Consider the following 22293-nt stretch of genomic DNA (forward strand, 5'->3'; position numbering starts at 1 on the left):
ATAGATAGAAAGGAATCAATTACATTGTCTCTGGATTTAGAAGCATTACGAAAAGAAGCACTGGCACTCTGTGCCCCTCAGTTTGAACGCATTGACACCATTTGTTTGAAAAATACGGAAAAGGTATTGAAAGCCTATAAGGAAGCGCAGATTTCTTCCTACCAGTTCGCCGGCACGTCGGGCTACGGCTACAGCGACATGGGCCGGGAAAAACTCGATGAAGTCTTTGCCCGGGTCTTTAAGGCTGAAAAAGCCTTGGTACGGCCCCACTTCGTATCGGGAACCCATGCCTTGGCGACGGTCTTACTGTCGCTCCTGCACACGGGCGACCTCATGATGAGCCTCGTCGGCGCCCCATACGACACGATGCAGGGTGTCATCGGCTATGCCCGCCATACGCCGCACTCTTTGAAAGAAATCGGCGTCGGTTATGAAGAAGTACCCTTGAAGGACAACTCTTACGACCTTTCCGGTATCGAACAGCAGGTAGCGGCCAAGCAGCCGAAACTGGTCCTCATCCAGCGTTCTCGCGGCTACAGCACACGGGCATCGCTTACCATTGAAGACCTTGAAAAGATTATCGCCGTCGTCCGCAAGGTCAGCCCCAAGACGATCTGCTTCGTCGATAATTGCTACGGTGAATTTGCTGCGGAACGGGAACCGATTGAAGCCGGTGCCGATATCATTGCCGGTTCGCTTATCAAGAACCCCGGCGGCGGCATTGCTCCGACGGGAGGCTATATCGCCGGCAAGGCCGAACTGGTCGAAGCCGCAGCCGATTACCTGACGGCGCCGGGCCTTGGCGATGAACTCGGTTCTTATGCCGCCGGTTATCGCCTCTTCTTCCAGGGCTTTTTCATGGCTCCCCACGTTACGGCTCAGGCCATCAAAGGGGCTGTCTTTGCAGCAGCGGTCTTTGAAAAAATGGGTTTCCGCGTGTCGCCGGCCGTTACGACGCCCCGCGTCGATTTGATTCAGACCATCTATTTAGAAAACGAACAGAATATGTGCCTCTTTTGCCAAGGAATCCAGGGCTTTTCGCCCGTCGATGCCCATGTAACGCCCATTCCGGATGACATGCCGGGCTATGCCGATAAAATCATCATGGCAGCCGGTGACTTCGTCCAGGGCTCGTCCATTGAGCTTTCGGCCGACGGCCCCATCCGCGACCCTTACATGATTTACCTCCAAGGGGGCATCGTCTTTGAACACAACGTACTGGCTATCTTGAGCGCTGCCCAGTACATTGCCGAACACCGGGAAGGAGCGGCTCATGATTAAGGAAGTCCTGGTCGTCGAAGGCCGGTCTGACGTCGCCCGCATCCGGGCCAGTCAGATCGATGTCGATATGATTACGACCGACGGGTTCAATTTAAAACCCCATACGCTGGAACAGATTCGCTGCGCCTATGAAAAGCGGGGCATCATCATCCTGACCGACCCCGATCGGGCCGGGGAACAGATCCGAAAGTTTCTGACCGACCGCTTTCCCAACGCCAAGCATGCCTTTATTCCCCGAAAAGACGCCATCGCCAACGACGACCTCGGCGTCGAACAGGCATCGCCTGAAGCTATCCGATTGGCCTTGTCCAAGGTTCGCTGCGCCGCTTATGAGCCGCAGGAGACTTTTTCCATGAGCGACCTTACGGGAGCCGGCCTCAACGGCAGTTCTGATGCCAGCGACCGCAGGGCTGAAGTCGGGGCCATTCTCGGCATCGGTTACGGCAATGCCAAGCAGTTTTTGAAACGATTGAATCATTACGGTGTTACCCGCCAAGAGTGGGATCAGGCTATCCGCCAGATTGATGAGGTGAAATAAATGAAAGAAGTCGACTTATCGAATCCCGACGTCGTCCGCTACGTCGTCAACCGCTTTGGCCTGCGCATGAATAAAAAATTGGGGCAGAACTTCCTCATTCGCCACAGTGTTGTCGACGATATCGCCGATGCGGCTGATCTTGAAGAAGGCGATCCCGTCCTTGAAATCGGTCCAGGTATCGGAACCCTGACCCAGGCTTTGGCCGAAACGGGGGCCGCCGTAACCGCCGTCGAATTGGACGACCATCTGCTGCCGGTCCTCGACAAGACCTTGGAGCACTACGACAACGTCCGCGTCGTCCACGGCGATATCATGCGTACGGATATTGAAAGCCTCATGAATCACAAGCCTTTCAAAGTCTGCGCTAATCTCCCGTATTACATTACGACGCCGATCATCATGAAGCTCTTAGAGCAGAAGCTGCCCATCGAGCGCATCGTCGTTATGGTCCAAAAAGAGGTTGCCGAACGGATGGTAGCTGTGCCGGGCCATAAAATCTACGGGGCCTTGTCGGTGTCGGTTCAATATTATACGGAGCCCAAGATGCTCTTTGAAATCTCACCGAAATGCTTCATGCCGGCGCCGGAAGTGACGTCCGCCGTCGTCGCCATGGACGTCCGTAAGGAACCGCCCGTCGAATTGACCGACGAAAAACGCTTCTTCAGCGTCGTCAAAGCCGCCTTCCAGCAGCGGCGGAAAACCTTGTCCAACGCTTTGAAAAATACGGGCATGGCCAAAGAACAGATCGCCAAGGTCCTGGAAGCGGCTAGTATCGACGGCCAGCGCCGCGGTGAAACCCTGTCGCTCCAAGAATTTGCTGACATTGCCAACTATTGGGTAAAAACGACGAAGGGTGAAAGTTTCTAAGGCAAAATTAAAAAAAGGTCACGCTGCCATAAATTATGGCAGACGGATTCCCCATGAAGGAGCTAAGATAATCTCCTTCATAGGGATCGGACCTCTTCCACCCCAAGGAAGCGTGCTGGTAAAGACTCCTTGCAAGCGCATTTTCTGTCGAAGCGGGGGAATTACCTGAAAATTACTTGACGAATAGTATGTGCCGTGATATACTAATTAAGTCTTTTGTGGAGCGGTATCGAAGTGGTCATAACGGGGCTGACTCGAAATCAGTTAGGCCGAAAGGTCTCGTGGGTTCGAATCCCACCCGCTCCGCCATAACGAAGAACCGCATGGATACGCTTATCCATGCGGTTCTTTTTTATCGTCTCATTGATTGTGATGTGAGGAAATATACCCTTATGCGTTTTTTCCTGCATTTGCCATCGGAGATGCCTTCTTTAGCGAGATATATATTCATCGTCGAGATTTGGTTACGTATCTCGTAATCGCCGTCACTCCATCTGTGACGGCGATTCGATGGTTTCCAGCCGTGAGCCTTTCTGAGGGACTCGCGGCTTTTTTTGATGGCCTTTCGATGGTTGCGAGACCATCCTCCTGTCTTCTTATCAGGCGTCGATACCATTTTCTGACGGTACCATGTGGGTATGCTTGACACGCCAAGCGGTCATTTTATTGTATAGCCAGAATCCGTAGATGCCAAAGGTAATCAAGGTGAAGAACCACCATTTGATGTAGTTGCCGAAAAGCTGGGTTCCCGTCCCGTCGAAGTAGAGGCGATGGCCGTCGATAATCGTATTGCGGCAGAGCCAGCTTTGGAACATTACGTATCCCCAAGGATAGGCGATGCCAAGGGTGACGATCGTCAAGAGGCTCATTATCAGGTAGTAACCGATAAAACCGAATACCGAGCCTTCGAACTGAGATTCTTTTGAACCATTCATAGATAACACCTGCTTTCTTTTTATTTGGCGTCATGAGAGCCATCTGCCCCGGAAGGGGAGGGAAGCTGATTATTCCCTAAACCGGATACATTCACTGTTTCTATTATACCAAATTTTTGACTTTATTATACCGTTTATGCAAAATCTTAGTGCGTAGTCAAGGCGGCAGCCATTTCCAATCACCCCTGTACCATAAGCGAATCACAGCGCTTCGACAAACAATCAATAACAGGTATTATTTGTGTCATATCTACGTAAAAACCTCATGAAAGCCTTCATAGCAGCTACAATTTCGGCTGGACTGACTATATTTTTTATGATATAATAACAAAAAGTAATTTTAGTTATCATTTGAAAACTGGAAATGGAGGATGTTACTATGCAGAAAAAAGGAATTTTAATTGCTATGTTTTGGGTTTTAGCCGCAGTCTTACTTCCTATGTCGTCGACTTCTTTTGCCGCTACGATCGTTCCTGCCGGTCAATCGTCTTATTCCGCCGACGCTTTATATGGAACCTATCCGTTTGTCGGCTCCGATGAAGACAGTAACTACTATCTGGATCCTTCCAGCGCTTATTTTGCCAACCGTGAAAGCAGCGTTCCTGCTTTAGGCGGATTGGTTTATAAAGTTAAAAAAGGCAGCGGCGACGTTGCTGTCAGCCAGCTCGATCCGTACAACGTAACTTTCTCGACCTATACGGGCAACTCTGAACGCTATATCTCCGTCGACCGCGTCATGCATAATGGCGTAAACGTCAGACAGGAAATGACGGAAAACAACCAGGCTTTCTTTGACAGCTTATTCTGGAAAATCGCTGATGTCACAGGCGCAACGGAATACTGGAGAACCCACGTCAATAACTAATCTCTCATAGCAATCTCAAACCCTGCAATGAACGTTGCAGGGTTTTTTGCTGTCTATGGCGAAGTTATTAAAAAAGCTGTTTTTGTTTTGAAACGGGTGATCGAATGAAAGCTATGCGGTATGAAGAAGAAGAGTATTTACAGATTGCCGAAATTCAGCACTTTGCTTTCTGTCCGCGGCAGTGGGCTTTGGCCTATCTTGAAGGGCAGTGGCAGGAAAACGTCTTGACCGTCGACGGCCATGCCCTGCATGATAAGGCCCACGATTCCATGAGTCGGGAAAAGCGGAAGGAGAAGATTATCGTACGGGGCATGCGCGTGTATTCCCCGATTTTAGGCATCTCCGGTGATTGTGATATCGTCGAATTTCATCAAAAGAAGGACGGCGTCTTTATCCCTTCCTTTGAGGGAAATTATGAAGTGATTCCCATCGAATACAAGCGGGGCCGGCCGAAGGAGGGCGAAGAAGACGTGCTGCAATTAGCCTTGCAGGCCCTTTGTTTGGAAGATATGTTTTGTACGACCATTCCCTACGGCTATATTTATTACGGGGAAACGAGGCGTCGTCAGAAAACGGTGTTTTCCGAGCAGCAGCGGGAGACGACTCAGCAGCTTTTAAGCAAGATGCGCCAATATATTAAAAACGGCTATACGCCTAATGTGCGGCGCCGCAAGGGCTGTCGAAAGTGTTCCTTAGCGAATGTTTGCCTGCCGAAATTAAAAGAGGATACTTCTGTTCAAGATTATTTAGAAAAGAGGCTGGTAGAATGAAGCCTTTATTGAATACACTTTTTGTAACGACGGACGGGGTTTACCTCTCTTTAGATGGGGAAAACATCGTCGTATTGAAAGATCAGGCCGCCTTGGCTCGATTCCCCCTCCATAATTTTGAGCAAATCACGACTTTCAGCTATTTGGGCGCCAGCCCGGCCCTCATGAAGAAGTGTGCCGATATGAACATTGCCCTGAATTTTATGTCCCCTCAGGGGCGTTTTCAGGCGCGGGTCATTGGTAAGAGCAACGGCAACGTTCTCCTTCGAAAAGAGCAGTATCGCTGATCTGACAGCGAAGAAAAGTGTCTGCCTTTGGCGCGGGCCTTTATTTTAGGCAAACTCTATAACGGCCGTTGGGTATTGGAGCGGATGATGCGCGATCATGAGATGAGGATTCCCTTGGAGGATTTTCAAAAGACATCGTGCCTTATGAAGGATGCTTGCCAGTCCCTGATGTCGGCTTCTGATTTAGGCGGAATCCGGGGAATTGAAGGCCAGGCCGGAGCGGCTTACTTCTCCGTTTTTGATGCCATGATCCTGAATCAAAAAGACGATTTTTTCTTTACCGAGCGAAACCGGAGGCCGCCCCTCGATCGAATGAACTGCTTACTGTCCTTTTTATACGCTATGCTGGCCAACGATGCCGGTGCGGCCTTAGAAGGCGTGGGCCTCGATTCCTACGTAGGATTTTTGCATCGCGACCGGCCGGGACGCCAGTCCCTGGCCTTGGATCTGATGGAAGAACTGCGGCCAGTCATGGTGGACCGCACGGCCCTGGCCATGGTCAATACCAAGAAAATCAAGGGCAGTGACTTTTATGAGGAAGACGGGGGTGCCGTTTTGTTGACCGATGAAGGGCGCCGTAAAGTCCTGTCGTATTGGCACGATCACAAAGAGGAAACGATTCAGCACCCCTTCTTACAGGAAAAGATGAAATGGGGCCTCGTTCCTCATGCACAGGCGTTATTATTGGCACGATATCTGCGCGGTGATTTAGACGGATATCCGCCGTTTATGTGGAAGTAGGGATGATCATGTATGTCTTAATCACGTACGATATCAGTACCGTCGACAGTGCCGGGAAAAGCCGCCTGCGAAAGGTGGCCAAGGTCTGTCAGAATTATGGGCAGCGCGTCCAAAACTCTGTCTTTGAATGTAAAGTCGATCCGGCTCAGTGCAAAACCTTGGAGTTGAAGTTGATCAAAATCATTGAAGAAGAGACGGACAGCCTGCGGTTCTATTACTTGGGAAAGACGAAAGAATTGAAGGTAAAACACGTTGGGGCTAAGCCTGCTTATGATATCGAAAGTACACTCATTATATAAGGTGCGAAAGAAGAGCAAACGTGACCTTTTGACCTGTTTGTGGCTTTTTCGGGCGTAAGAAAACGAAAGTAGGGTGAGAAGAAAGTATAATTTCGGATATCCGTGGAAGTGCAGTCCAATTTTTCCCGATAATAACGGAGAAAATATTGAATGTTGCTGTCGCACCCATTCGGGTGTGTGGATTGAAACATGGCGATTCTTTCGCATATTTTCGTCTTATAGAGTTGCACCCCTTCGGGTGCGTGGATTGAAACTTGTAATGCGTCAAGATTCGTCAATAACGGCACGTCGCACCCCTTCGGGTGTCTGAATGGAAACATCTCCCTTGTTGGGCAAGGATTGTGAAATATGGTATACTTAACAGGTATTAGTGAGGAGTGATCTTTTGAAAGGTATTGTATTGGCTGGCGGAAGTGGAACCCGGCTGTATCCGCTGACGACGGTGACGTCGAAACAGTTATTGCCGGTCTATGATAAGCCCATGATTTATTATCCCTTGTCGACGTTGATGTTGGCCGGGATTCGGGATATTTTGATTATTTCTACGCCGACGGATTTGCCCAACTTTGAACGCCTTCTCGGCGACGGCTCTCATTATGGTATCCACTTGAGCTACAAGGTACAGCCGTCTCCTGATGGCTTGGCTCAGGCCTTTATTCTTGGTGAAGAATTCATCGACGGCGAACCCTGCGCCATGATTCTCGGCGACAATATTTTCTACGGTGCCGGCCTGACCCGCCACTTGCAGCAGGCGGCTAAGATGCATGAAGGGGCTACCGTTTTTGGCTACTACGTCGACGATCCGGAACGCTTCGGCGTCATTGAATTTGACGGCGAAGGCAAGGCGATTTCTATCGAAGAAAAACCGCAGCAGCCGAAGTCAAACTATGCCGTAACGGGCCTTTATTTCTATGACCACCATGTCTGTGAATACGCCAAGCAGGTCAAACCTTCGGCCCGCGGTGAACTGGAAATTACGGACTTGAACAAGATCTATTTGGAAAAGGGAAAACTCGATGTCGTCACCCTCGGTCGGGGCTATGCCTGGCTCGATACGGGAACCGTCGACAGCCTGAGCGAGGCCTCGTCTTTCGTAAAGGCCGTAGAAAATCGGGCCGGCATTCAAATCGCCGCCTTAGAAGACATTGCCTATGGTCATGGTTGGATTACCAAGGAAGTCCTCGAAGAAAGTGCTGAAAAATATGGCAAGAGTCCTTACGGGCAGTATTTGAAAAAAGTCGCCGAAGGCCGCTTCCTGCGCGACGAATAACTGCATGGCACGAGGACGTGCTGTTTACCGAATACATCGAGAAATGGGAGGAACTTTTTCATGAATATCATCGTCACCGGCGGTGCTGGATTTATTGGCTCTAATTTTGTCTTTCATATGTTAAAAACACATCCTGAAGATCGGATTATTTGCCTCGATAAATTGACTTACGCCGGCAATCTGTCTACGCTGCAGCCGGTCATGGACCAGCCGAATTTTCGCTTCGTCAAAGCCGATATCTGCGACCGCAAGGCCGTCTATCAACTCTTTGAAGAAGAAAAGCCCGGTATGGTCGTCAATTTTGCCGCTGAATCCCATGTCGACCGCTCGATTGAAAATCCTTCGATTTTCTTAGAAACGAATATCATGGGTACGGCAGTCCTCATGGATGCCTGCCGCAAGTACGGCATCAAGCGTTATCACCAGGTTTCGACGGACGAAGTCTACGGCGATTTGCCCTTAGATCGGCCGGACCTGTTCTTTACGGAAACGACGCCGATTCACGCTTCGAGCCCGTACAGCTCGTCGAAGGCGTCGGCTGATTTATTGGTTTTGGCCTATCATCGAACCTACGGACTTCCGGTGACCATCAGCCGCTGCTCCAATAACTACGGACCCTACCATTTCCCAGAAAAATTGATTCCCCTTATGATCATCAACGCTTTGAAGGATAAAGCGCTTCCGGTTTACGGCGACGGCCTCAATGTCCGCGACTGGCTCTATGTCGAAGATCACTGCCGGGCTATCGACCTCATCCTCCAAAAAGGTCGGGTCGGCGAAGTCTACAACGTCGGCGGCCATAATGAAATGAAGAACATCGACATCGTCACTTTGATCTGCCGGGAACTGGGGAAGGACGAAAGCCTCATTCAGCACGTGAGCGACCGCAAAGGGCACGATCGCCGCTACGCTATCGATCCGACGAAGATTCATGACGAACTGGGATGGCTGCCGGAAACGAAATTTGCCGACGGCATCAAAAAGACCATCGCCTGGTACTTAGACCATAAGGATTGGTGGCAGCCCATCGTATCCGGTGAATACCAGAATTATTATCAAGAGATGTACGGTCATCGTGGTTAAGACCGATGAAGGAGATACTATGAAAATTTTTGTAACCGGGGTCAACGGACAACTGGGACATGACGTAATGAATGAATTAGCCCGTCGTGGCCACGTCGGAATCGGCAGTGATTTGGCACCTGCCTACAGCGGTATCGCCGACGGCTCGGCTGTCACCAAGGCGCCCTATCGCCCTTTAGATATTACGGATAAAGATGCTGTCGCCCAGGTCTTACATGAGGTCCGCCCTGACGCCGTGATTCACTGCGCCGCTTGGACGGCTGTCGATATGGCCGAAGATGACGGCTTAGTCGATAAGGTTCGCGCCGTCAATGCCGGCGGGACCCAGCACATTGCCGATGTTTGTAAGGCGTTAGACTGCAAGATGCTCTATCTCAGCACGGACTACGTCTTTAATGGCCAGGGAAGTGAGCCCTGGCAGCCGGACTGCCGCGATTACCAGCCCCTTAATGTCTATGGACAGACTAAACTTGAAGGAGAATTGGCCGTATCCCAGACTCTTGAAAAATACTTCATCGTCCGCATCGCCTGGGTTTTCGGCAAGAACGGCAAGAATTTCGTCAAGACCATGCTAAATGTCGGTAAGACCCACGATACGGTCCGCGTCGTCAACGATCAGATCGGGACGCCGACGTATACCTTTGATTTGGCGCGCCTCCTCGTCGATATGATTGAAACCGACAAATACGGCTACTACCATGCGACCAATGAAGGGGATTACATTTCGTGGTACGACTTTACCTGCGAAATCTATCGCCAAGCCGGCTATACGACTCAGGTTGTTCCCGTTACGACGGCCGAATACGGCTTGTCGAAGGCTAAACGGCCCTTCAATTCGCGCCTGGACAGAAAGAAACTCGTCGAAGCCGGGTTTACGCCCCTTCCCGATTGGAAGGACGCCTTGAAGCGCTATTTACAGTAATGGCCTGATACGGGTTTTACGAGCATACAAAGGAGAGACAGATACATGGGGCAGATTACAGTAGAAAAAAATGTCGGAAATATTGAAGGCCTTTGCATCATTACACCGGCCGTTCACGGAGATGACCGCGGCTTCTTTATGGAAACTTATAATCAGCGGGATATGGAAGAAGCCGGTTTTCATATCAACTTCGTTCAGGACAACCAGTCCATGTCGACCAAAGGCGTCTTGCGGGGCCTTCACTTTCAAAAACAGTTTCCCCAGTGCAAATTAGTTCGCGCCGTCCGGGGCAGCGTTTTTGACGTTGCCGTCGACCTTCGCCGCCAATCGAAGACTTACGGTAAATGGTATGGTGTCGAACTGACGGCAGAGAATAAGAAGCAGTTCCTCATCCCCGAAGGATTTGCTCATGGCTTTTTGGTCCTCAGCGACGTCGCTGAATTTTGCTATAAGGTCAATGATTTCTGGCATCCCAACGATGAAGGCGGGATGGCTTGGAACGATCCTGAAATCGGCATTGCCTGGCCCGGCCTGAAGGGCAGCTATCCCGGAAATTCCGGTGCGGCCGGCTATACCCTGGCTGACGGGACGCCCCTTACGATGAGCGACAAAGACCAGAAATGGTTGGGACTGAAAGACACCTTTTCCTTTTAATCGATTGTAAAGCCCCTTTTTCTTCGAGGCAGCAGCGAGGTGAAGCCTATGCAGAACATCATCGCCGTCATTTGGGACTTCGATAAGACTCTCATCGACGGAAATATGCAGGATCCGATTTTTGAAGAATACCATATCGATAAGACCGAGTTTTGGAAAGAAGTCAATGCCCTGCCGGCAAAATACGCCGAAGAGGGCATCCGGGTCAATGGCGATACGATTTATTTGAATCAGTTCATCAACGAAACGCGCAAAGGAACTTTTAAGGGTCTGAACAACGAAAAGCTCCGCGGTTTTGGCCAAAAACAGAAGTATTATCCCGGCGTTCCCGATATTTTTAAGAACCTCAAAGCTGTCGTGGAAAACAATCCCCGCTATCAGGAATACAATATCAAGGTAGAACACTATATCGTCAGCACGGGGATGTTGGCCATTATCAAAGGGTCGGCCGTCATGCCTTATGTCGAAGCGATTTGGGGCTGTGAATTCATCGAGGACGTCGACGAAAATCAGCAGAAGGTCATCAGTGAAATCGGCTACACCATCGACAATACGACCAAGACTCGGGCCCTGTTTGAAATCAACAAAGGCGTTCCCCAGCGTCCTGATATCGATGTCAACGCCAAGATGTCCGACGCCTATCGCCGCGTGGCTTTCCCCAATATGATTTACATTGCCGACGGACCCAGTGACGTACCGGCCTTTTCGGTCATCAATAAATTCGGCGGTGCGACCTTTGCCATCTATCCCAAGGGAAATGATACGGCCTTCCAACAAGTCAATCAGCTGCGCGAAGACGGCCGCATCGATATGTATGCCGAAGCGGACTATCGCGAAGGGACGACGGCCTATATGTGGCTGACCCATAAAGTCGATGAAATGGCACGACGCATCTACTTTGCTGAAAAAGAAAGCCTCGAAGGCGCCATCTCGTCGGCACCGAAACACTTAGTTTAATAAAAGGATGATAGTAAAAAGCCCTTCACAGGCAGGTGCGAAGCTTGCTCATGAAGGACTTTTTTTGGTTCTGTAAAATTGGGTACGGGATAGTATTTTGACGGCAGAGGCTCATTCGCCTAAGGCGTAGAGGATGTCGGCCGCGACGGCGTTTAGGTTATAGCGGCTGGTGTAGCAGACCATCGTGCCTTGCGAGGCCGCCTGTTGACAGGCTTTTCGGACTAGGGCGTGGCCGGTGTGATTGGTGTTGATGATCAGGATGTCGGCGCCATGTAGTTTTTGGCCGTCGAAATTCTTGTTTTCCAGAATCGTCCAATCGGGAAAGCGAGTCTTGATTTTTTCATGCCACAAATCGTTGCCGCCGGCAACACAGACCGTAAGGGCATCGGCGGCTTTTTCAAGGCGTGCCGTATAGTCATCGGGCAGGGGGAAGGCACCTTGTTCTAAATCCTCTTGGGGACAGCGGGCTTCCCATTCTTGGATGGACTGCTCCAAGGTCTTTACATAGCCGTCGTAATTTTCCTGCAAGGCTTGAAAGGCTGCCTTGGTCTGTATCAATTCGTCGCGCAGGCTGGCGGCTTCATCGTCGGCGACAGGCGGCGTATCGTTATAGACGAGTCGTATCAGTCCCAGCCCCAAGGCGATTTGACCGGCCGTATCGAGCGCCCCGGCCAGTTTCAAGACTTCGGCTGTATCCGAAGGCACGGCTGTATCGGTAACGGCAATGCGGCCGCGGACCTTGTGGCCCTTGATTGCTGTCGGCCGGGTGAATTGCTCCATCGTTATTACGGCAATCCGCTTTGCTTCGCCATTGTCGATGCGGTGCAGGGTATACTCGGCCTTGCGCGGCGTAAAGCTTTCCTGAGTCAGCCGGCACTGACCGGCCATATCGCCTGTCTGGTCGGGAAAGGTTACGACGGGATTATCTTTTACCTTTTGCCATAATCGAGCCGTCGGGATCGCGCGGCCGGCAAGACAGATGGCTTCGCCGTAAGGCAGGAAACGTTCTTCGCCGCGGCAGGACAGTCCCGAAAATGAATTTGTATAGAGAATCTGCGTGATTTTCATGATGAAACTCCTCGTAATGCTGGAATGTTTCTATTATAAGCCATTCCGCTGAGGAATGTAAGGCGTAAAATAAAGCGATAGGACGGTTTTGATAGAAAAACACAGCTCCTTTCCCGAATAGCTGCCATATAAGGGATGGAAGTGGGAATCATTGGCCTCGATACAAAAGAAAGAAGCGAAACAATACCTTTTCGAAGTCACTCCTTAACAGGTGCGTGGATTGAAACTTGTCCCGGTGAGCGATTTTCGTCCCCCGTTGTAGTCGCACCTTAATGGGGAGTGAAGTGTGACTGATACGGTATTTTTCTGTACAAAAAAAGAGGCTGTACGCCATGAGTTGTTTTCACGGGATACAGCCTTTTTTCATGTATCTTCTTAGAGGAAGATATATTTTAATACGAAGATGACGGCTAGGATGTACATGAGCAGGGAAATCTTTTCCCGCTTGTTGGTCAAGACGTTGATGAAGACATACGAGATGATGCCGAAGGAGATACCTTCTGAAATGCTGTAGCAGAAAGGCATGGCAATGATCGTAATGTATGCCGGAATGGATTCGCTGAAGTCGTCAAAGTCGATGCCGACGACGGAGGTCAGCATGAGGAAGCCGACGATGACCAGGGCCGGTGCCGTAGCAAAGGCCGGGATGGCCATGAAGAACGGCGATAAGAAGAGGGACAGGGCGAAGAGGATGGCTACGCAGACCGCCGTAAGACCGGTGCGGCCGCCTTCACTGACGCCGGTAGCACTTTCGACGAAGGTCGTCGTCGTGCTGGTGCCGATGAAGGCACCGACGGTCGTTGCCACAGCGTCGGCTAAGAGGGCGCCTTTGATGCGGGGCAGACGGCCATTTTCGTCGAGCATGTTAGCCTTGGACGATACGCCGATGAGGGTTCCCAAGGTGTCGAAGATATCGACGAAGAGGAAGGCGAACATGACGACTAAGAAGTCCAGGCTGAAGACGCGGCTGAAGTCGAGCTGACCAAAGATCGGGCTCAGGCTGGCCGGGGTAAAGGCAGCGGCACCGCCGGAAAGGTCGGGGATGACGCTGAACATTTTTAATTCCGGATTGGGGACGTAGAGGCCGGTCAGTTCGCAGATGATGGCCAGAATCCATGTGAAGAGGATACCCCAGAGGATGTTGCCGCGGACCTTTTTGACCATTAAGACACCGGTAAACATGATACCGATCATGGCCAAGAGAACCGTGATGCCCACAGTATTGAAGGTGCCCGTAGCAGCGGACTGTTTAAAGGAGAAGAGGGCGATTTTCGTTGCCGGATTGGCGACGATGATCTGGGCATTCAAAAGGCCGATAAGGGCGATGAAGAGGCCGATACCGGCAGATACTGCCTTTTTCAAGGTCATGGGGATGGCGTTGAAAATCGCTTCGCGGACATTGGTCAGGGACAAGACGATGAAGATGATCCCTTCTACGAAGACGGCTGCCAAGGCCATTTCCCAGGTGTAGCCCATCTGCAGTACGACGGTAAAGGCAAAGAAGGCATTGAGCCCCATGCCCGGTGCTAAGGCGAAGGGATAGTTGGCAAAAACGGCCATGCACAAGGTCCCGATGAGGGAGGCCAGGGCCGTTGCCGTCAAGACGGCGCCTTTATCCATGCCGGCGGCGCTCATGATCGTCGGGTTGACGGCCAGAATGTAAGCCATAGTCATAAACGTCGTAATCCCAGCTAGGATTTCGGTGCGGACCGTCGTGCCGTTTTCACGAAGGTGAAAAATACGGTCGAGAAAAGACGGTTGGTTTTCCATAACTTGTTCACACTCCTTTTTTTAATTCTGCCATATAATATAATAAATAATGACAAGCAGATATTATGGAATATTATCATTATAGGGGCTTTAGCCTATTTGGGCAATACTTTTGTCAAAAAAAGCCATTGTATGGTACAATGAGTCAGAACGATAAAATACATGATATTAATGAAATAAGGGGGTACATTATGACAGTGACGCGGAATCAATTAAAGCGGCGTATTGCTGTGGCCCGGGGCCTTGAACCGGGAGACCTTGTCATTAAAGATTGCCATATTGTAGATGTATATACACAGACCACGAGAAAGGGGGATATCGTCGTTTCCGATGGCGTCATTGCCGGCGTCGGCGGTCCTTATGAGGGGAAGACGGTCATCGATGCCAAAGGGGCCTATGCTGCACCAGGCCTCATCGAAAGCCATATCCATATCGAGTCCTGTTACGTCAGTCCCGAAGAGTTCGGCCGGCTGGTCGTACCTTTTGGAACGACGACCATCGTTGCCGACCCGCATGAAATCGTCAACGTCTGCGGCTTGAAAGGCTTGGATTACATGATGAAGGCTGCGGACGAAACGGCCCTCGACATTCATTTTATGGTGCCGTCCTGTGTGCCGGCGACGCCTTTTGACCACAGCGGGGCGACCCTCGAAGCGAAGGATATGGAAGCGCCGTTGGCCGATGACCGCATCCTCGGCGTTGGTGAATTCATGAACTGCCCGGGCATCCTTGAAGGACAGGATGCCGTGCTGGATAAACTGATTACGGCCTATGGCACGGGAAAACCGATTGATGGCCACAGCCCCGGCGTCCATGGCAAGGACCTGCAGGCTTATATATCGGCTCAGATCCTGACCGACCACGAATGCTTCAGTAAAAGCGATGCCGAAGAACGGGTCCAGTCCGGGATGTATGTCCTGCTGCGAAACGGTTCGGCCTGCCACGATTTGCCGAAACTCGTTAAGGCCGTGACACCGGCAAGCCTCAGGCGGTTTCTCCTGTGCTCCGACGATCTTCATCCCAAGACGATTTTTGAAAAAGGCCACCTCAATGAACATCTGCGGCTCTGCGTCGCCGCCGGTCTCTCGCCGGAAGCGGCCATCACCATGGGCACCTTAAACGCGGCTGACTGCTATCACTTCGATGACCGCGGCGCCTTGGCACCGGGGAAACGGGCCGACATCGTCCTCTTTGAAGATCTTAAGGACTTCAAGGTAAAAGCTACCTTTATCGAAGGGCAGAAGGTCGCTGAAAACGGTGAGTACCTCCGACCCTTTACGCGGGCTGATTATAGTTCTGTCGGCAGTTCGGTAACGATTGCCGATTTCTCGGAAGAAAAGCTGGTCATGCATTTACAGAGCGACCATGTACGGACTATCGATATCATGCCCGGCGGCGTCGTGACTGGAAAAGGGGAGGCTCACATTCGCCGCGATGAAAAAGGCGACTTCATCTTCGATGAAAAGGACGATATCATTAAAGTTGCCGTCGTCGAACGCCATCACGGTACGGGCAATGTCGGTCTCGGCCTGCTCCGCGGCTATGGCCTTAAAAAAGGAGCCGTTGCCGTTTCTATCGCCCACGACTCGCATAATATCATCGTCACTGGCGCCAGCAACAAGGACATGGCCGCTGCCGTCGAAGTCTTGGATAAACAGAAGGGCGGCATGGTTGCTATCCTCGACGGCCAGGTATTGGCGGCTATCCCGCTGCCCATTGCCGGATTGATGAGTGATAAACCGGCGGCTGAAGTCGACGCTGCCATGGATGACCTTTACGATAAGGCCCGCCGTATCTTAGGCGTCAGTGCCGACGTCGATGTCATCATGACCTTGTGCTTCATGAGCCTGCCGGTCATTCCGAAACTTAAATTACTCGATACGGGATTATTCGACGTCGAGGCTTTTGATTTTGTCCCGGTTGAACTGTCCTGAAACTAAATGATGTGTCCTGTCTTTGAAAAAACACAGTGGTATATGCTATAATGAAATAAAGTATACCCAATGTGATAGGAAGCCTGACCGCAGGCTTCCTGCAAAGACGGCGCCTTTTTGAAACGGCGCTTTTCATACGGGGCAGGAAACACATTCCATCATAGAAAGAAGGGACCTCGCATAAGGGACAGCTTGTGCGGTATCCCTTTTTTTAGAGTCTTGTTGGAAGAGAAGGAGAAGTGAGAATGGCAAAAGAATTGATTTATTTGGACAATGTATCCAAATCCTATGAGGGGCATCTGGTATTAGACGAGCTGAATCTTACGATTTCAGAAAATTCATTTGTCACCCTTCTAGGACCCAGCGGCTGCGGCAAGACGACGACCTTGCGGCTCCTTGCCGGTTTTGAAACACCTGATAAGGGAAGAATCCTCTTTGATGGGAAGGATATTACCCAGCTGCCGCCCAATCGGCGTCAGGTCAATACGGTGTTCCAGAATTATTCCCTTTTTTCGCATATGGACGTGGCCGAGAATATCGCCTTCGGGCCCAAGATTCACGGCAAGCCCCGCGACTACATCCGCGATAAGATTCGCTATGCCTTGAAACTGGTCAACCTCGACGGCTATGAACACGCCAACATCGTCGACCTCTCCGGCGGTCAGCAGCAGCGCGTGGCCATTGCCCGAGCCATCGTCAATGAACCGCGGGTCCTGCTTCTCGACGAACCGCTCAGCGCCTTGGACCGCAAGCTGCGCCGCAGTATGCAGCTGGAACTCATTAAGATCAAAGAAGAGCTGGGCATTACCTTCGTCTTCGTTACCCACGATCAGGAAGAGGCCCTCAGCATGTCCGACATCGTCGTCGTCATGAACCAAGGCTATATCCAGCAGATCGGCACTCCGGAAAGCATCTATAATGAACCGGAAAACGCTTTCGTGGCCGACTTCATCGGCGACAGCAACATCGTCGATGGCCTCATGGTCCACGACAAATTGGTCCGCATTGCCGACTACGATTTCGAATGCGTCGACGTCGGCTTCGGCACCAATCGTCCCGTCGATGTCCAGATCCGACCGGAAGACATGGAACTGCGGCCGGCCCGTGAAGGCGGCTTTAACGGCGTCGTCACCAAAGTCATCTTTGAGGGCATGAACTACAACATCACCATTCAGGCCCGGAATATTGAATGGCTGGTCAAGTCGACGAAGAACTATGAACCGGGTGACGAAGTCAGCCTGGAAGTCGATCCTTTTAATATCCAAATCATGAATAAACCGGAATCCGAAGACGAAAGGGCGATGGAAAATGATTAATTCGGCAGCGATCCGCAATCTGTTTACGTTGCCCTTTCTCATTTGGGCAATCCTGTTTATCTTCTGTCCCCTGGTGGCCATTGCCTGGTACGGCTTGACCGACAGCAGCGGGACCTTTACCCTGGCTAATATCAGCCTCATTGCTCACTGGGAATATTTGAAATCCCTGGAACTGTCCTTACTCCTGGCCCTGGTCAGTACGGCGGTCTGCCTCCTCGTGGCCTATCCGCTGTGCCTCATCCTGACTGAAGAGAAGCGGAGTAAGAGTACCCTTTTGTTTCTGTTGTTCGTCCTTCCCATGTGGATGAACTCCATGCTGACGACCATGGCCTGGCAGACGATCCTCGAAAAGAACGGCATCCTCAATCAGTTCCTGCGCCTCTTGTCGCTGCCCGACGTCATGCTCATCAATACGCCGTCGGCCATCGTCATCGGCATGATTTATAACTTTCTGCCCTATATGATTCTGCCCCTCTACGTATCCTTAAGTAAAATCAACCGCAACGTCATCGCCGCCGCCCGTGACCTGGGAGCCAGCTCCTGGCAGACCTTCACCAAGGTCATCCTGCCCCTGTCCCTGCCCGGCGCCATCAGCGGCATTACCATGGTCTTTATTCCGTCACTGACGACGTTCTTCATCAGCGGCCTCTTAGGGGGCAACAAGGTCCTCCTCATCGGCAACATCGTCGAACAGGAATTTACCATGGCTTACGACTGGCACTTAGGGAGCGGCTTATCCCTGGTGCTGATGCTGTTCATCATCGTCAATATGGTCATGACGGCTTACTTTGACCGCAGTGAAGGGCAGGTGAAGAAGTGATGGAAAAATGGAAAAAAGGCTACGTTGCCTTAGTCGTTCTCTTTCTCTACGCGCCCATCGGCGTCCTCATTGCCCAGTCCTTCAACGCCAGCCGTTATCGCGGCCACTGGACGGGGTTCACCTTGCAGTGGTACGGCGAACTCTTTGAAAATGAAGGCATCCTCGAAGCCCTGCAGAATACGATTACCATCGGCCTGACGTCGGCAGCCATTGCAACCGTCCTGGGCCTCATTACCTGCATGGCCCTGCGCGGCATGGGACGCAAGCAGCGCTCAGTCCTCCTCGGGGTGGCCAGTTTACCTCTTTTAAATGCCGATATCGTCACCGGGATTTCACTGATGCTGCTCTTTCTCGGCATGGGGCTGCGCCTTGGCTATGGTTCGATTCTCATGGCCCACGTCGTCTTTAACCTGCCTTATGTCATCTTGTGCATCATGCCCCAGTTCTTGTCCCTGGACCGCAGCTGCTACGACGCGGCCCGCGACCTCGGGGCCACGCCTTTCGTTGCCTTTCGCCGCGTCGTCCTGCCGGAACTTCGGCCCAGCCTGTTAGCTGGTTTCATGCTGGCCTTTACCATGTCTGCCGACGATTTCATCATCACCCACTTTACCAAGGGGGCCGGCATCGATACCCTGCCGACGGAAATTTACGCCGAATTAAAATTGGGCATCCATCCGGAAATGTATGCCCTGTCGACACTGGTATTCGTCTTTGTCTTGGTCTTTGCGGTCTTGCTTACGGTAAACCGCAAGCGATTGGCCTTGGGACGAGATTTGTAAAGGGAGGCCTGTCATGAAATATATTCGACTGCTCCTCATGGGACTCTTGTGTATCCTGGCCTTATCGGGCTGCGGGTTCCTGGAAGGGGAGGAAGACGGCGATAACGTCGTCTACGTCTATAACTGGGGGGACTATGTCGACCCCGATACGATTACACAGTTTGAAGAAGAAACGGGTATCCACGTCATCATGGATGAATTCGATACCAACGAAAGCATGTATCCGTTAGTCGCGGCAGGGGCTGAACGCTACGATGTCATCTGCCCGTCGGACTATATGATTCAAAAGATGATCCACAATGGATTGCTGCAGCCCATCGATTACTCCAAGCTGCCCAACGCCCGGCAGTACGTCGGCCAGCAGTTCTGGCAGCAGTCGGAATTCTTCGACCCAGGCAACCGCTATTCCGTGCCTTACTGTTGGGGGACCGTCGGCATCGTCTATAACAAGACCATGGTCGATGACCCCGTCGACAGCTGGTCGATTTTGTGGAATGAAAAGTATAAGAATGAAATCATCATGCAGGATTCGCCGCGCGATTCCTTCATGGTCGCCTTGAAACTCCTCGGTTATTCCCTCAATACGACGGATCCCGCGCAAATTGCCCAGGCCAGAGACCTGCTCATTGCCCAGAAACCCCTGGTTCAGGCCTACGGCATCGACGATGTCAAAGATAAGCTCGTCTCCGGTGAAGCGGCCATGGGTGTCGTCTTTTCCGGCGAAGCCCTTCGGATGATTTTGGCCAACCGCAATTTGGAATACGTCATTCCGAAAGAAGGGACTAACCTTTGGATCGATTCCTGGGTCATTCCTAAGAATGCAGCTCACGTCGAAAACGCTCATAAGTTCATCGACTTCATGAGCCGTCCCGACATTGCTTTGAAGAACTTTGAATATCTGACTTATTCGACGCCGAACATTGCCGTTCCGGAAATGGAAGAAGATGAAGATTATAAGGATAATCCCGTCGTATTCCCGCCGAGAGAAGCCTATGCCGGTCAGGAAACGTACCGCTATTTGGGCGAACGGGAAGATAAGTATTACAACGATCAGTGGATCCAGGTAAAAGTCTGGTAGATAACTAAAAAGGACTGACCCGAAAGGGGCAGTCCTTTTTTGATGCTTGGTTGAGATTAGATTTTTTTGCCTGTCAGCATTTCATAGGCTTCTTCGTATTTTTCAATCGTCTTGTCGATGACGTCCTGGGGCAGGAGGTAGTCGCTGTCCGGGTTGGCTTTGAGCCAGTCGCGGACGAACTGTTTGTCATACGACGGCTGGCTTTGGCCGGCTTTATAGCCTTCGAGAGGCCAGAAGCGGGAGCTGTCCGGCGTAAGCATTTCGTCGCCTAAGACGATGGTGCCGTTTTCGTCGAGGCCGAATTCGAATTTCGTGTCGGCGATGATGATGCCCTTGGAGAGGGCGTATTCAGCACATTTTTTATAGAGGGCAATGGTGTAATCGCGAATCTTTTCGGCGTATTCCATGCCTTTTCCCGGGAAAACTTTGTCGATGTAAGCGGCGCCTACTTCGAGGGAGACGTTTTCATCGTGGTCACCGAGTTCAGCCTTGGTGCTCGGCGTGAAGATCGGTTCCGGGAGTTTTTCTGATTCTGTGAGGCCTGCCGGTAATTTAATGCCGCAAACCGTACCGTTCTGCTGATAGCTTTCCCAGCCGCTGCCGGAGATGTAGCCACGAACGATGCATTCCATGGGGATCATCGTCAGTTTCTGGCATTTCATGCTGTTGCCGACGAACTGTTCCTGCTGGAAGAATTCCGGCATATCAGCATTGTCGACAGAAATCATGTGGTTCGGGATGATGTCGGACGTCATATCGAACCAAAATTTGGACATCTGCGTCAGGATGGCGCCCTTTTTGGTGATCTTGTTTTTCAGGATATGGTCGAAAGCGGAAATGCGGTCCGTTGCAACCATGATGATGCTGTCACCTGCGTCATAGACTTCACGTACTTTACCGGATTTAAAAGGGGTGTATTCTTTCATCTTGTCTGGCCTCCATGATTCAGAACTATTCAATTTATTTTTGAACACTAATATCATAGCATATTTTAAGGAAATAAAAAAGAAGCCCGAAGGCTCCTTTTTTAAGCTCATCCCGTAAGGGAAGCGATTTATTTCAGATAATAGGTGATGTTGACCGTCTGGCTCAGGGTGTTGGTACCCGATTCGATGGGTGCTGCGTCGGCTTCCATCTTGACGGCACGCAGGTTCATACCGCCGTAAGCGCGGCTGTAGGACGGGCTGGTTCCGGAGATGTTGATTTCTTTTACAGCGCCGAGCTGCGTACCGGAAGCGGCAGCTGCTGCCTGAGCGGCACGCTGGCCGTTGTGGACGGCTTCTTTAATGAGATTGTCTTTAATCTGATCGGAATGTTCGTTGGTGAAGCGGATGTTGTCGATCTGGTTGGCACCGAGGTTGCCGGCTTTGCCGATGACCTGGGAGATGAGGCTGAGGTCACTGACTTTGACGGTCAGGCTGTTGGTTACCGTATAGGATACGACTTTAGCGCCTTTTACGTCATAGTTCGGCGACATGTAAAAGCCGGTAGTCTTCAGGTTGTCGGCCGGGATGCCCATAGCCTTGATGGCATTGGTGACGTTGGTCATGACTTGATTATTCTGAGTACGAGCCTGCTGGGCGTCAGCAGCGGTGCTGGACGTACCGATCGTGATATAAGCCGTATCCGGGGCGACTTCCTGCTGGGCGTAACCGGTGACGGTGACGACCGACGGCTGAGGGCCTTCAGCAAGGGCTTGGGGTGCGGTGATAAAGAGAGACGATGCGAGCATAGCGGCCACGACGAGGCCTTTTAAAGATATCTGTTTCATAGTAAATACCTCCTTTATGTAATTGTATCGATTATATCATATTTAATGGGGAATATCAACTCCCAAAAGAAAATCCGGACATTTGTCTACTTCAAATATTACAAAAGTATTGCATTTTTGGGCCGGCCATACTATAATATTTAGAGATACATAATGAAAGCTAGGGGAGCCTTCGGGCTGAGAAAAGTGCTGGATTACACTTGACCCTTTACCTGATGCGGATAATGCCGCCGGAGGGAAGCTTTACGGGATTATAAAGCTCACCTGCGGAGGCCGCATGGTGGGCTT

General features: G+C 51.2%; 21 protein-coding genes, 1 tRNA gene, 1 pseudogene and 1 riboswitch. Of the genes and pseudogenes, 18 read left to right on the forward strand and 5 right to left on the reverse strand.

Annotated elements, in window-relative coordinates:
• The first annotated feature begins 30 nt into the window (after positions 1-30).
• The 4 genes from HMPREF3201_RS09420 to HMPREF3201_RS09435 all read left to right on the forward strand — a co-directional run bounded on the left by HMPREF3201_RS09420 (position 31) and on the right by HMPREF3201_RS09435 (position 2995).
• Positions 31-1281 carry a methionine gamma-lyase family protein gene (locus HMPREF3201_RS09420; protein ID WP_172980529.1) on the forward strand — a complete coding sequence of 417 codons (1251 nt, stop codon included), beginning with the start codon at positions 31-33 and terminating at the stop codon, positions 1279-1281.
• Positions 1274-1819: a ribonuclease M5 gene (gene rnmV, locus HMPREF3201_RS09425; protein WP_062412818.1), complete on the forward strand. Its 546-nt coding sequence runs from the start codon at positions 1274-1276 to the stop codon at positions 1817-1819. The genes HMPREF3201_RS09420 and rnmV overlap by 8 nt, the downstream gene beginning before the upstream one ends.
• Positions 1820-2686 (forward strand): 16S rRNA (adenine(1518)-N(6)/adenine(1519)-N(6))-dimethyltransferase RsmA, encoded by an 867-nt coding sequence (gene rsmA, locus HMPREF3201_RS09430; RefSeq protein WP_062412819.1) that lies wholly within the window; start codon positions 1820-1822, stop codon positions 2684-2686.
• 220 nt (positions 2687-2906) lie between these two features.
• Positions 2907-2995: transfer RNA gene (locus tag HMPREF3201_RS09435), tRNA-Ser, on the forward strand.
• Between the two features lie 290 nt (positions 2996-3285).
• Here the strand turns inward: HMPREF3201_RS09435 and HMPREF3201_RS09440 are convergent.
• Entirely contained in the window at positions 3286-3621 is a 336-nt protein-coding gene (locus tag HMPREF3201_RS09440) for a DUF6693 family protein (RefSeq protein WP_062412820.1), read from the reverse strand.
• A gap of 379 nt (positions 3622-4000) precedes the next feature.
• Here HMPREF3201_RS09440 and HMPREF3201_RS09445 point away from each other — a divergent pair, with 379 nt between their 5' ends.
• The 9 genes and pseudogenes from HMPREF3201_RS09445 (at position 4001) to HMPREF3201_RS09485 (ending at position 11469) form a co-directional block, all read left to right on the forward strand.
• Positions 4001-4486 (forward strand): hypothetical protein, encoded by a 486-nt coding sequence (locus HMPREF3201_RS09445; protein WP_062412821.1) that lies wholly within the window; start codon positions 4001-4003, stop codon positions 4484-4486.
• 113 nt (positions 4487-4599) lie between these two features.
• On the forward strand, positions 4600-5256 hold the full coding sequence (gene cas4 / locus HMPREF3201_RS09450; RefSeq protein WP_062412944.1) for a CRISPR-associated protein Cas4: 657 nt from the start codon (positions 4600-4602) through the stop codon (positions 5254-5256).
• Positions 5253-6284 (forward strand): annotated as a pseudogene (gene cas1c / locus HMPREF3201_RS09455) (type I-C CRISPR-associated endonuclease Cas1c). The gene cas4 and the pseudogene cas1c overlap by 4 nt, the downstream one beginning before the upstream one ends.
• An 8-nt stretch (positions 6285-6292) precedes the next feature.
• Positions 6293-6583: a CRISPR-associated endonuclease Cas2 gene (gene cas2 / locus HMPREF3201_RS09460; RefSeq protein ID WP_062412945.1), complete on the forward strand. Its 291-nt coding sequence runs from the start codon at positions 6293-6295 to the stop codon at positions 6581-6583.
• Between the two features lie 385 nt (positions 6584-6968).
• Complete coding sequence (gene rfbA / locus HMPREF3201_RS09465; RefSeq protein WP_062412822.1) at positions 6969-7853, forward strand: glucose-1-phosphate thymidylyltransferase RfbA; 885 nt, start codon at positions 6969-6971, stop codon at positions 7851-7853.
• Between the two features lie 60 nt (positions 7854-7913).
• Entirely contained in the window at positions 7914-8936 is a 1023-nt protein-coding gene (gene rfbB, locus HMPREF3201_RS09470; protein ID WP_062412823.1) for a dTDP-glucose 4,6-dehydratase, read from the forward strand.
• 19 nt (positions 8937-8955) lie between these two features.
• Positions 8956-9858, forward strand: coding sequence for a dTDP-4-dehydrorhamnose reductase (gene rfbD / locus HMPREF3201_RS09475; RefSeq protein ID WP_062412824.1), 903 nt, complete (start codon positions 8956-8958; stop codon positions 9856-9858).
• 45 nt (positions 9859-9903) lie between these two features.
• Entirely contained in the window at positions 9904-10512 is a 609-nt protein-coding gene (gene rfbC / locus HMPREF3201_RS09480) for a dTDP-4-dehydrorhamnose 3,5-epimerase (RefSeq protein ID WP_062412825.1), read from the forward strand.
• Positions 10513-10560: 48 nt separating this feature from the next.
• Positions 10561-11469: an HAD family hydrolase gene (locus tag HMPREF3201_RS09485; protein WP_062412826.1), complete on the forward strand. Its 909-nt coding sequence runs from the start codon at positions 10561-10563 to the stop codon at positions 11467-11469.
• A gap of 111 nt (positions 11470-11580) precedes the next feature.
• Here HMPREF3201_RS09485 and HMPREF3201_RS09490 read toward each other — a convergent pair whose 3' ends face one another.
• Together HMPREF3201_RS09490 and HMPREF3201_RS09495 are read right to left on the reverse strand one after the other, a co-directional pair.
• On the reverse strand, positions 11581-12537 hold the full coding sequence (locus HMPREF3201_RS09490) for a hypothetical protein (RefSeq protein ID WP_062412827.1): 957 nt from the start codon (positions 12535-12537) through the stop codon (positions 11581-11583).
• A 375-nt stretch (positions 12538-12912) separates the two neighbouring features.
• A complete protein-coding gene (locus HMPREF3201_RS09495) occupies positions 12913-14307 on the reverse strand; it encodes an NCS2 family permease (RefSeq protein WP_062412828.1) in 1395 nt (464 codons plus the stop codon).
• Positions 14308-14498: 191 nt separating this feature from the next.
• On the opposite strand from HMPREF3201_RS09495, the gene ade reads away from it, so the two are divergent.
• From ade to HMPREF3201_RS09520, 5 genes are all read left to right on the forward strand, one after another.
• Positions 14499-16241 carry an adenine deaminase gene (ade, locus tag HMPREF3201_RS09500; protein ID WP_062412829.1) on the forward strand — a complete coding sequence of 581 codons (1743 nt, stop codon included), beginning with the start codon at positions 14499-14501 and terminating at the stop codon, positions 16239-16241.
• 245 nt (positions 16242-16486) lie between these two features.
• Positions 16487-17557 carry an ABC transporter ATP-binding protein gene (locus HMPREF3201_RS09505; RefSeq protein WP_062412830.1) on the forward strand — a complete coding sequence of 357 codons (1071 nt, stop codon included), beginning with the start codon at positions 16487-16489 and terminating at the stop codon, positions 17555-17557.
• Positions 17550-18377 (forward strand): ABC transporter permease, encoded by an 828-nt coding sequence (locus tag HMPREF3201_RS09510; RefSeq protein ID WP_062412831.1) that lies wholly within the window; start codon positions 17550-17552, stop codon positions 18375-18377. The genes HMPREF3201_RS09505 and HMPREF3201_RS09510 overlap by 8 nt, the downstream gene beginning before the upstream one ends.
• Positions 18377-19156, forward strand: a complete 780-nt coding sequence (locus HMPREF3201_RS09515; RefSeq protein ID WP_062412832.1) for an ABC transporter permease — start codon at positions 18377-18379, stop codon at positions 19154-19156. Before HMPREF3201_RS09510 ends, HMPREF3201_RS09515 begins: the two co-directional genes overlap by 1 nt.
• A 13-nt stretch (positions 19157-19169) precedes the next feature.
• Positions 19170-20234: an ABC transporter substrate-binding protein gene (locus tag HMPREF3201_RS09520; RefSeq protein WP_062412833.1), complete on the forward strand. Its 1065-nt coding sequence runs from the start codon at positions 19170-19172 to the stop codon at positions 20232-20234.
• A 56-nt stretch (positions 20235-20290) separates the two neighbouring features.
• On the opposite strand, the gene HMPREF3201_RS09525 is transcribed toward HMPREF3201_RS09520, so the two are convergent.
• The gene (locus HMPREF3201_RS09525; RefSeq protein WP_062412834.1) at positions 20291-21160 is read right to left on the reverse strand and encodes a phosphoribosylaminoimidazolesuccinocarboxamide synthase; all 870 of its coding nucleotides are present in this window, start codon (positions 21158-21160) and stop codon (positions 20291-20293) included.
• 128 nt (positions 21161-21288) lie between these two features.
• Positions 21289-22005, reverse strand: coding sequence for an SIMPL domain-containing protein (locus tag HMPREF3201_RS09530; protein WP_062412835.1), 717 nt, complete (start codon positions 22003-22005; stop codon positions 21289-21291).
• Positions 22006-22157: 152 nt separating this feature from the next.
• Positions 22158-22261, forward strand: a riboswitch (TPP riboswitch).
• Positions 22262-22293 lie beyond the last annotated feature (32 nt).

Origin of the sequence: Megasphaera sp. MJR8396C (assembly GCF_001546855.1) — a bacterium.
Lineage (GTDB): Bacteria > Bacillota > Negativicutes > Veillonellales > Megasphaeraceae > Megasphaera.

Coding starts and splice junctions, on each gene's coding strand:
- rnmV (WP_062412818.1), top strand. CDS start 1,274: ATGATTAAGGAAGTCCTGGTCGTCGAAGGCCGGTCTGACGTCGCCCGC.
- HMPREF3201_RS09440 (WP_062412820.1), bottom strand. CDS start 3,621: ATGAATGGTTCAAAAGAATCTCAGTTCGAAGGCTCGGTATTCGGTTTT.
- rfbD (WP_062412824.1), top strand. CDS start 8,956: ATGAAAATTTTTGTAACCGGGGTCAACGGACAACTGGGACATGACGTA.
- HMPREF3201_RS09495 (WP_062412828.1), bottom strand. CDS start 14,307: ATGGAAAACCAACCGTCTTTTCTCGACCGTATTTTTCACCTTCGTGAA.
- ade (WP_062412829.1), top strand. CDS start 14,499: ATGACAGTGACGCGGAATCAATTAAAGCGGCGTATTGCTGTGGCCCGG.
- rsmA (WP_062412819.1), top strand. CDS start 1,820: ATGAAAGAAGTCGACTTATCGAATCCCGACGTCGTCCGCTACGTCGTC.
- HMPREF3201_RS09485 (WP_062412826.1), top strand. CDS start 10,561: ATGCAGAACATCATCGCCGTCATTTGGGACTTCGATAAGACTCTCATC.
- cas2 (WP_062412945.1), top strand. CDS start 6,293: ATGTATGTCTTAATCACGTACGATATCAGTACCGTCGACAGTGCCGGG.
- rfbB (WP_062412823.1), top strand. CDS start 7,914: ATGAATATCATCGTCACCGGCGGTGCTGGATTTATTGGCTCTAATTTT.
- HMPREF3201_RS09505 (WP_062412830.1), top strand. CDS start 16,487: ATGGCAAAAGAATTGATTTATTTGGACAATGTATCCAAATCCTATGAG.
- HMPREF3201_RS09490 (WP_062412827.1), bottom strand. CDS start 12,537: ATGAAAATCACGCAGATTCTCTATACAAATTCATTTTCGGGACTGTCC.
- HMPREF3201_RS09445 (WP_062412821.1), top strand. CDS start 4,001: ATGCAGAAAAAAGGAATTTTAATTGCTATGTTTTGGGTTTTAGCCGCA.
- HMPREF3201_RS09525 (WP_062412834.1), bottom strand. CDS start 21,160: ATGAAAGAATACACCCCTTTTAAATCCGGTAAAGTACGTGAAGTCTAT.
- cas4 (WP_062412944.1), top strand. CDS start 4,600: ATGCGGTATGAAGAAGAAGAGTATTTACAGATTGCCGAAATTCAGCAC.
- HMPREF3201_RS09530 (WP_062412835.1), bottom strand. CDS start 22,005: ATGAAACAGATATCTTTAAAAGGCCTCGTCGTGGCCGCTATGCTCGCA.
- HMPREF3201_RS09520 (WP_062412833.1), top strand. CDS start 19,170: ATGAAATATATTCGACTGCTCCTCATGGGACTCTTGTGTATCCTGGCC.
- rfbC (WP_062412825.1), top strand. CDS start 9,904: ATGGGGCAGATTACAGTAGAAAAAAATGTCGGAAATATTGAAGGCCTT.
- HMPREF3201_RS09510 (WP_062412831.1), top strand. CDS start 17,550: ATGATTAATTCGGCAGCGATCCGCAATCTGTTTACGTTGCCCTTTCTC.
- HMPREF3201_RS09515 (WP_062412832.1), top strand. CDS start 18,377: ATGGAAAAATGGAAAAAAGGCTACGTTGCCTTAGTCGTTCTCTTTCTC.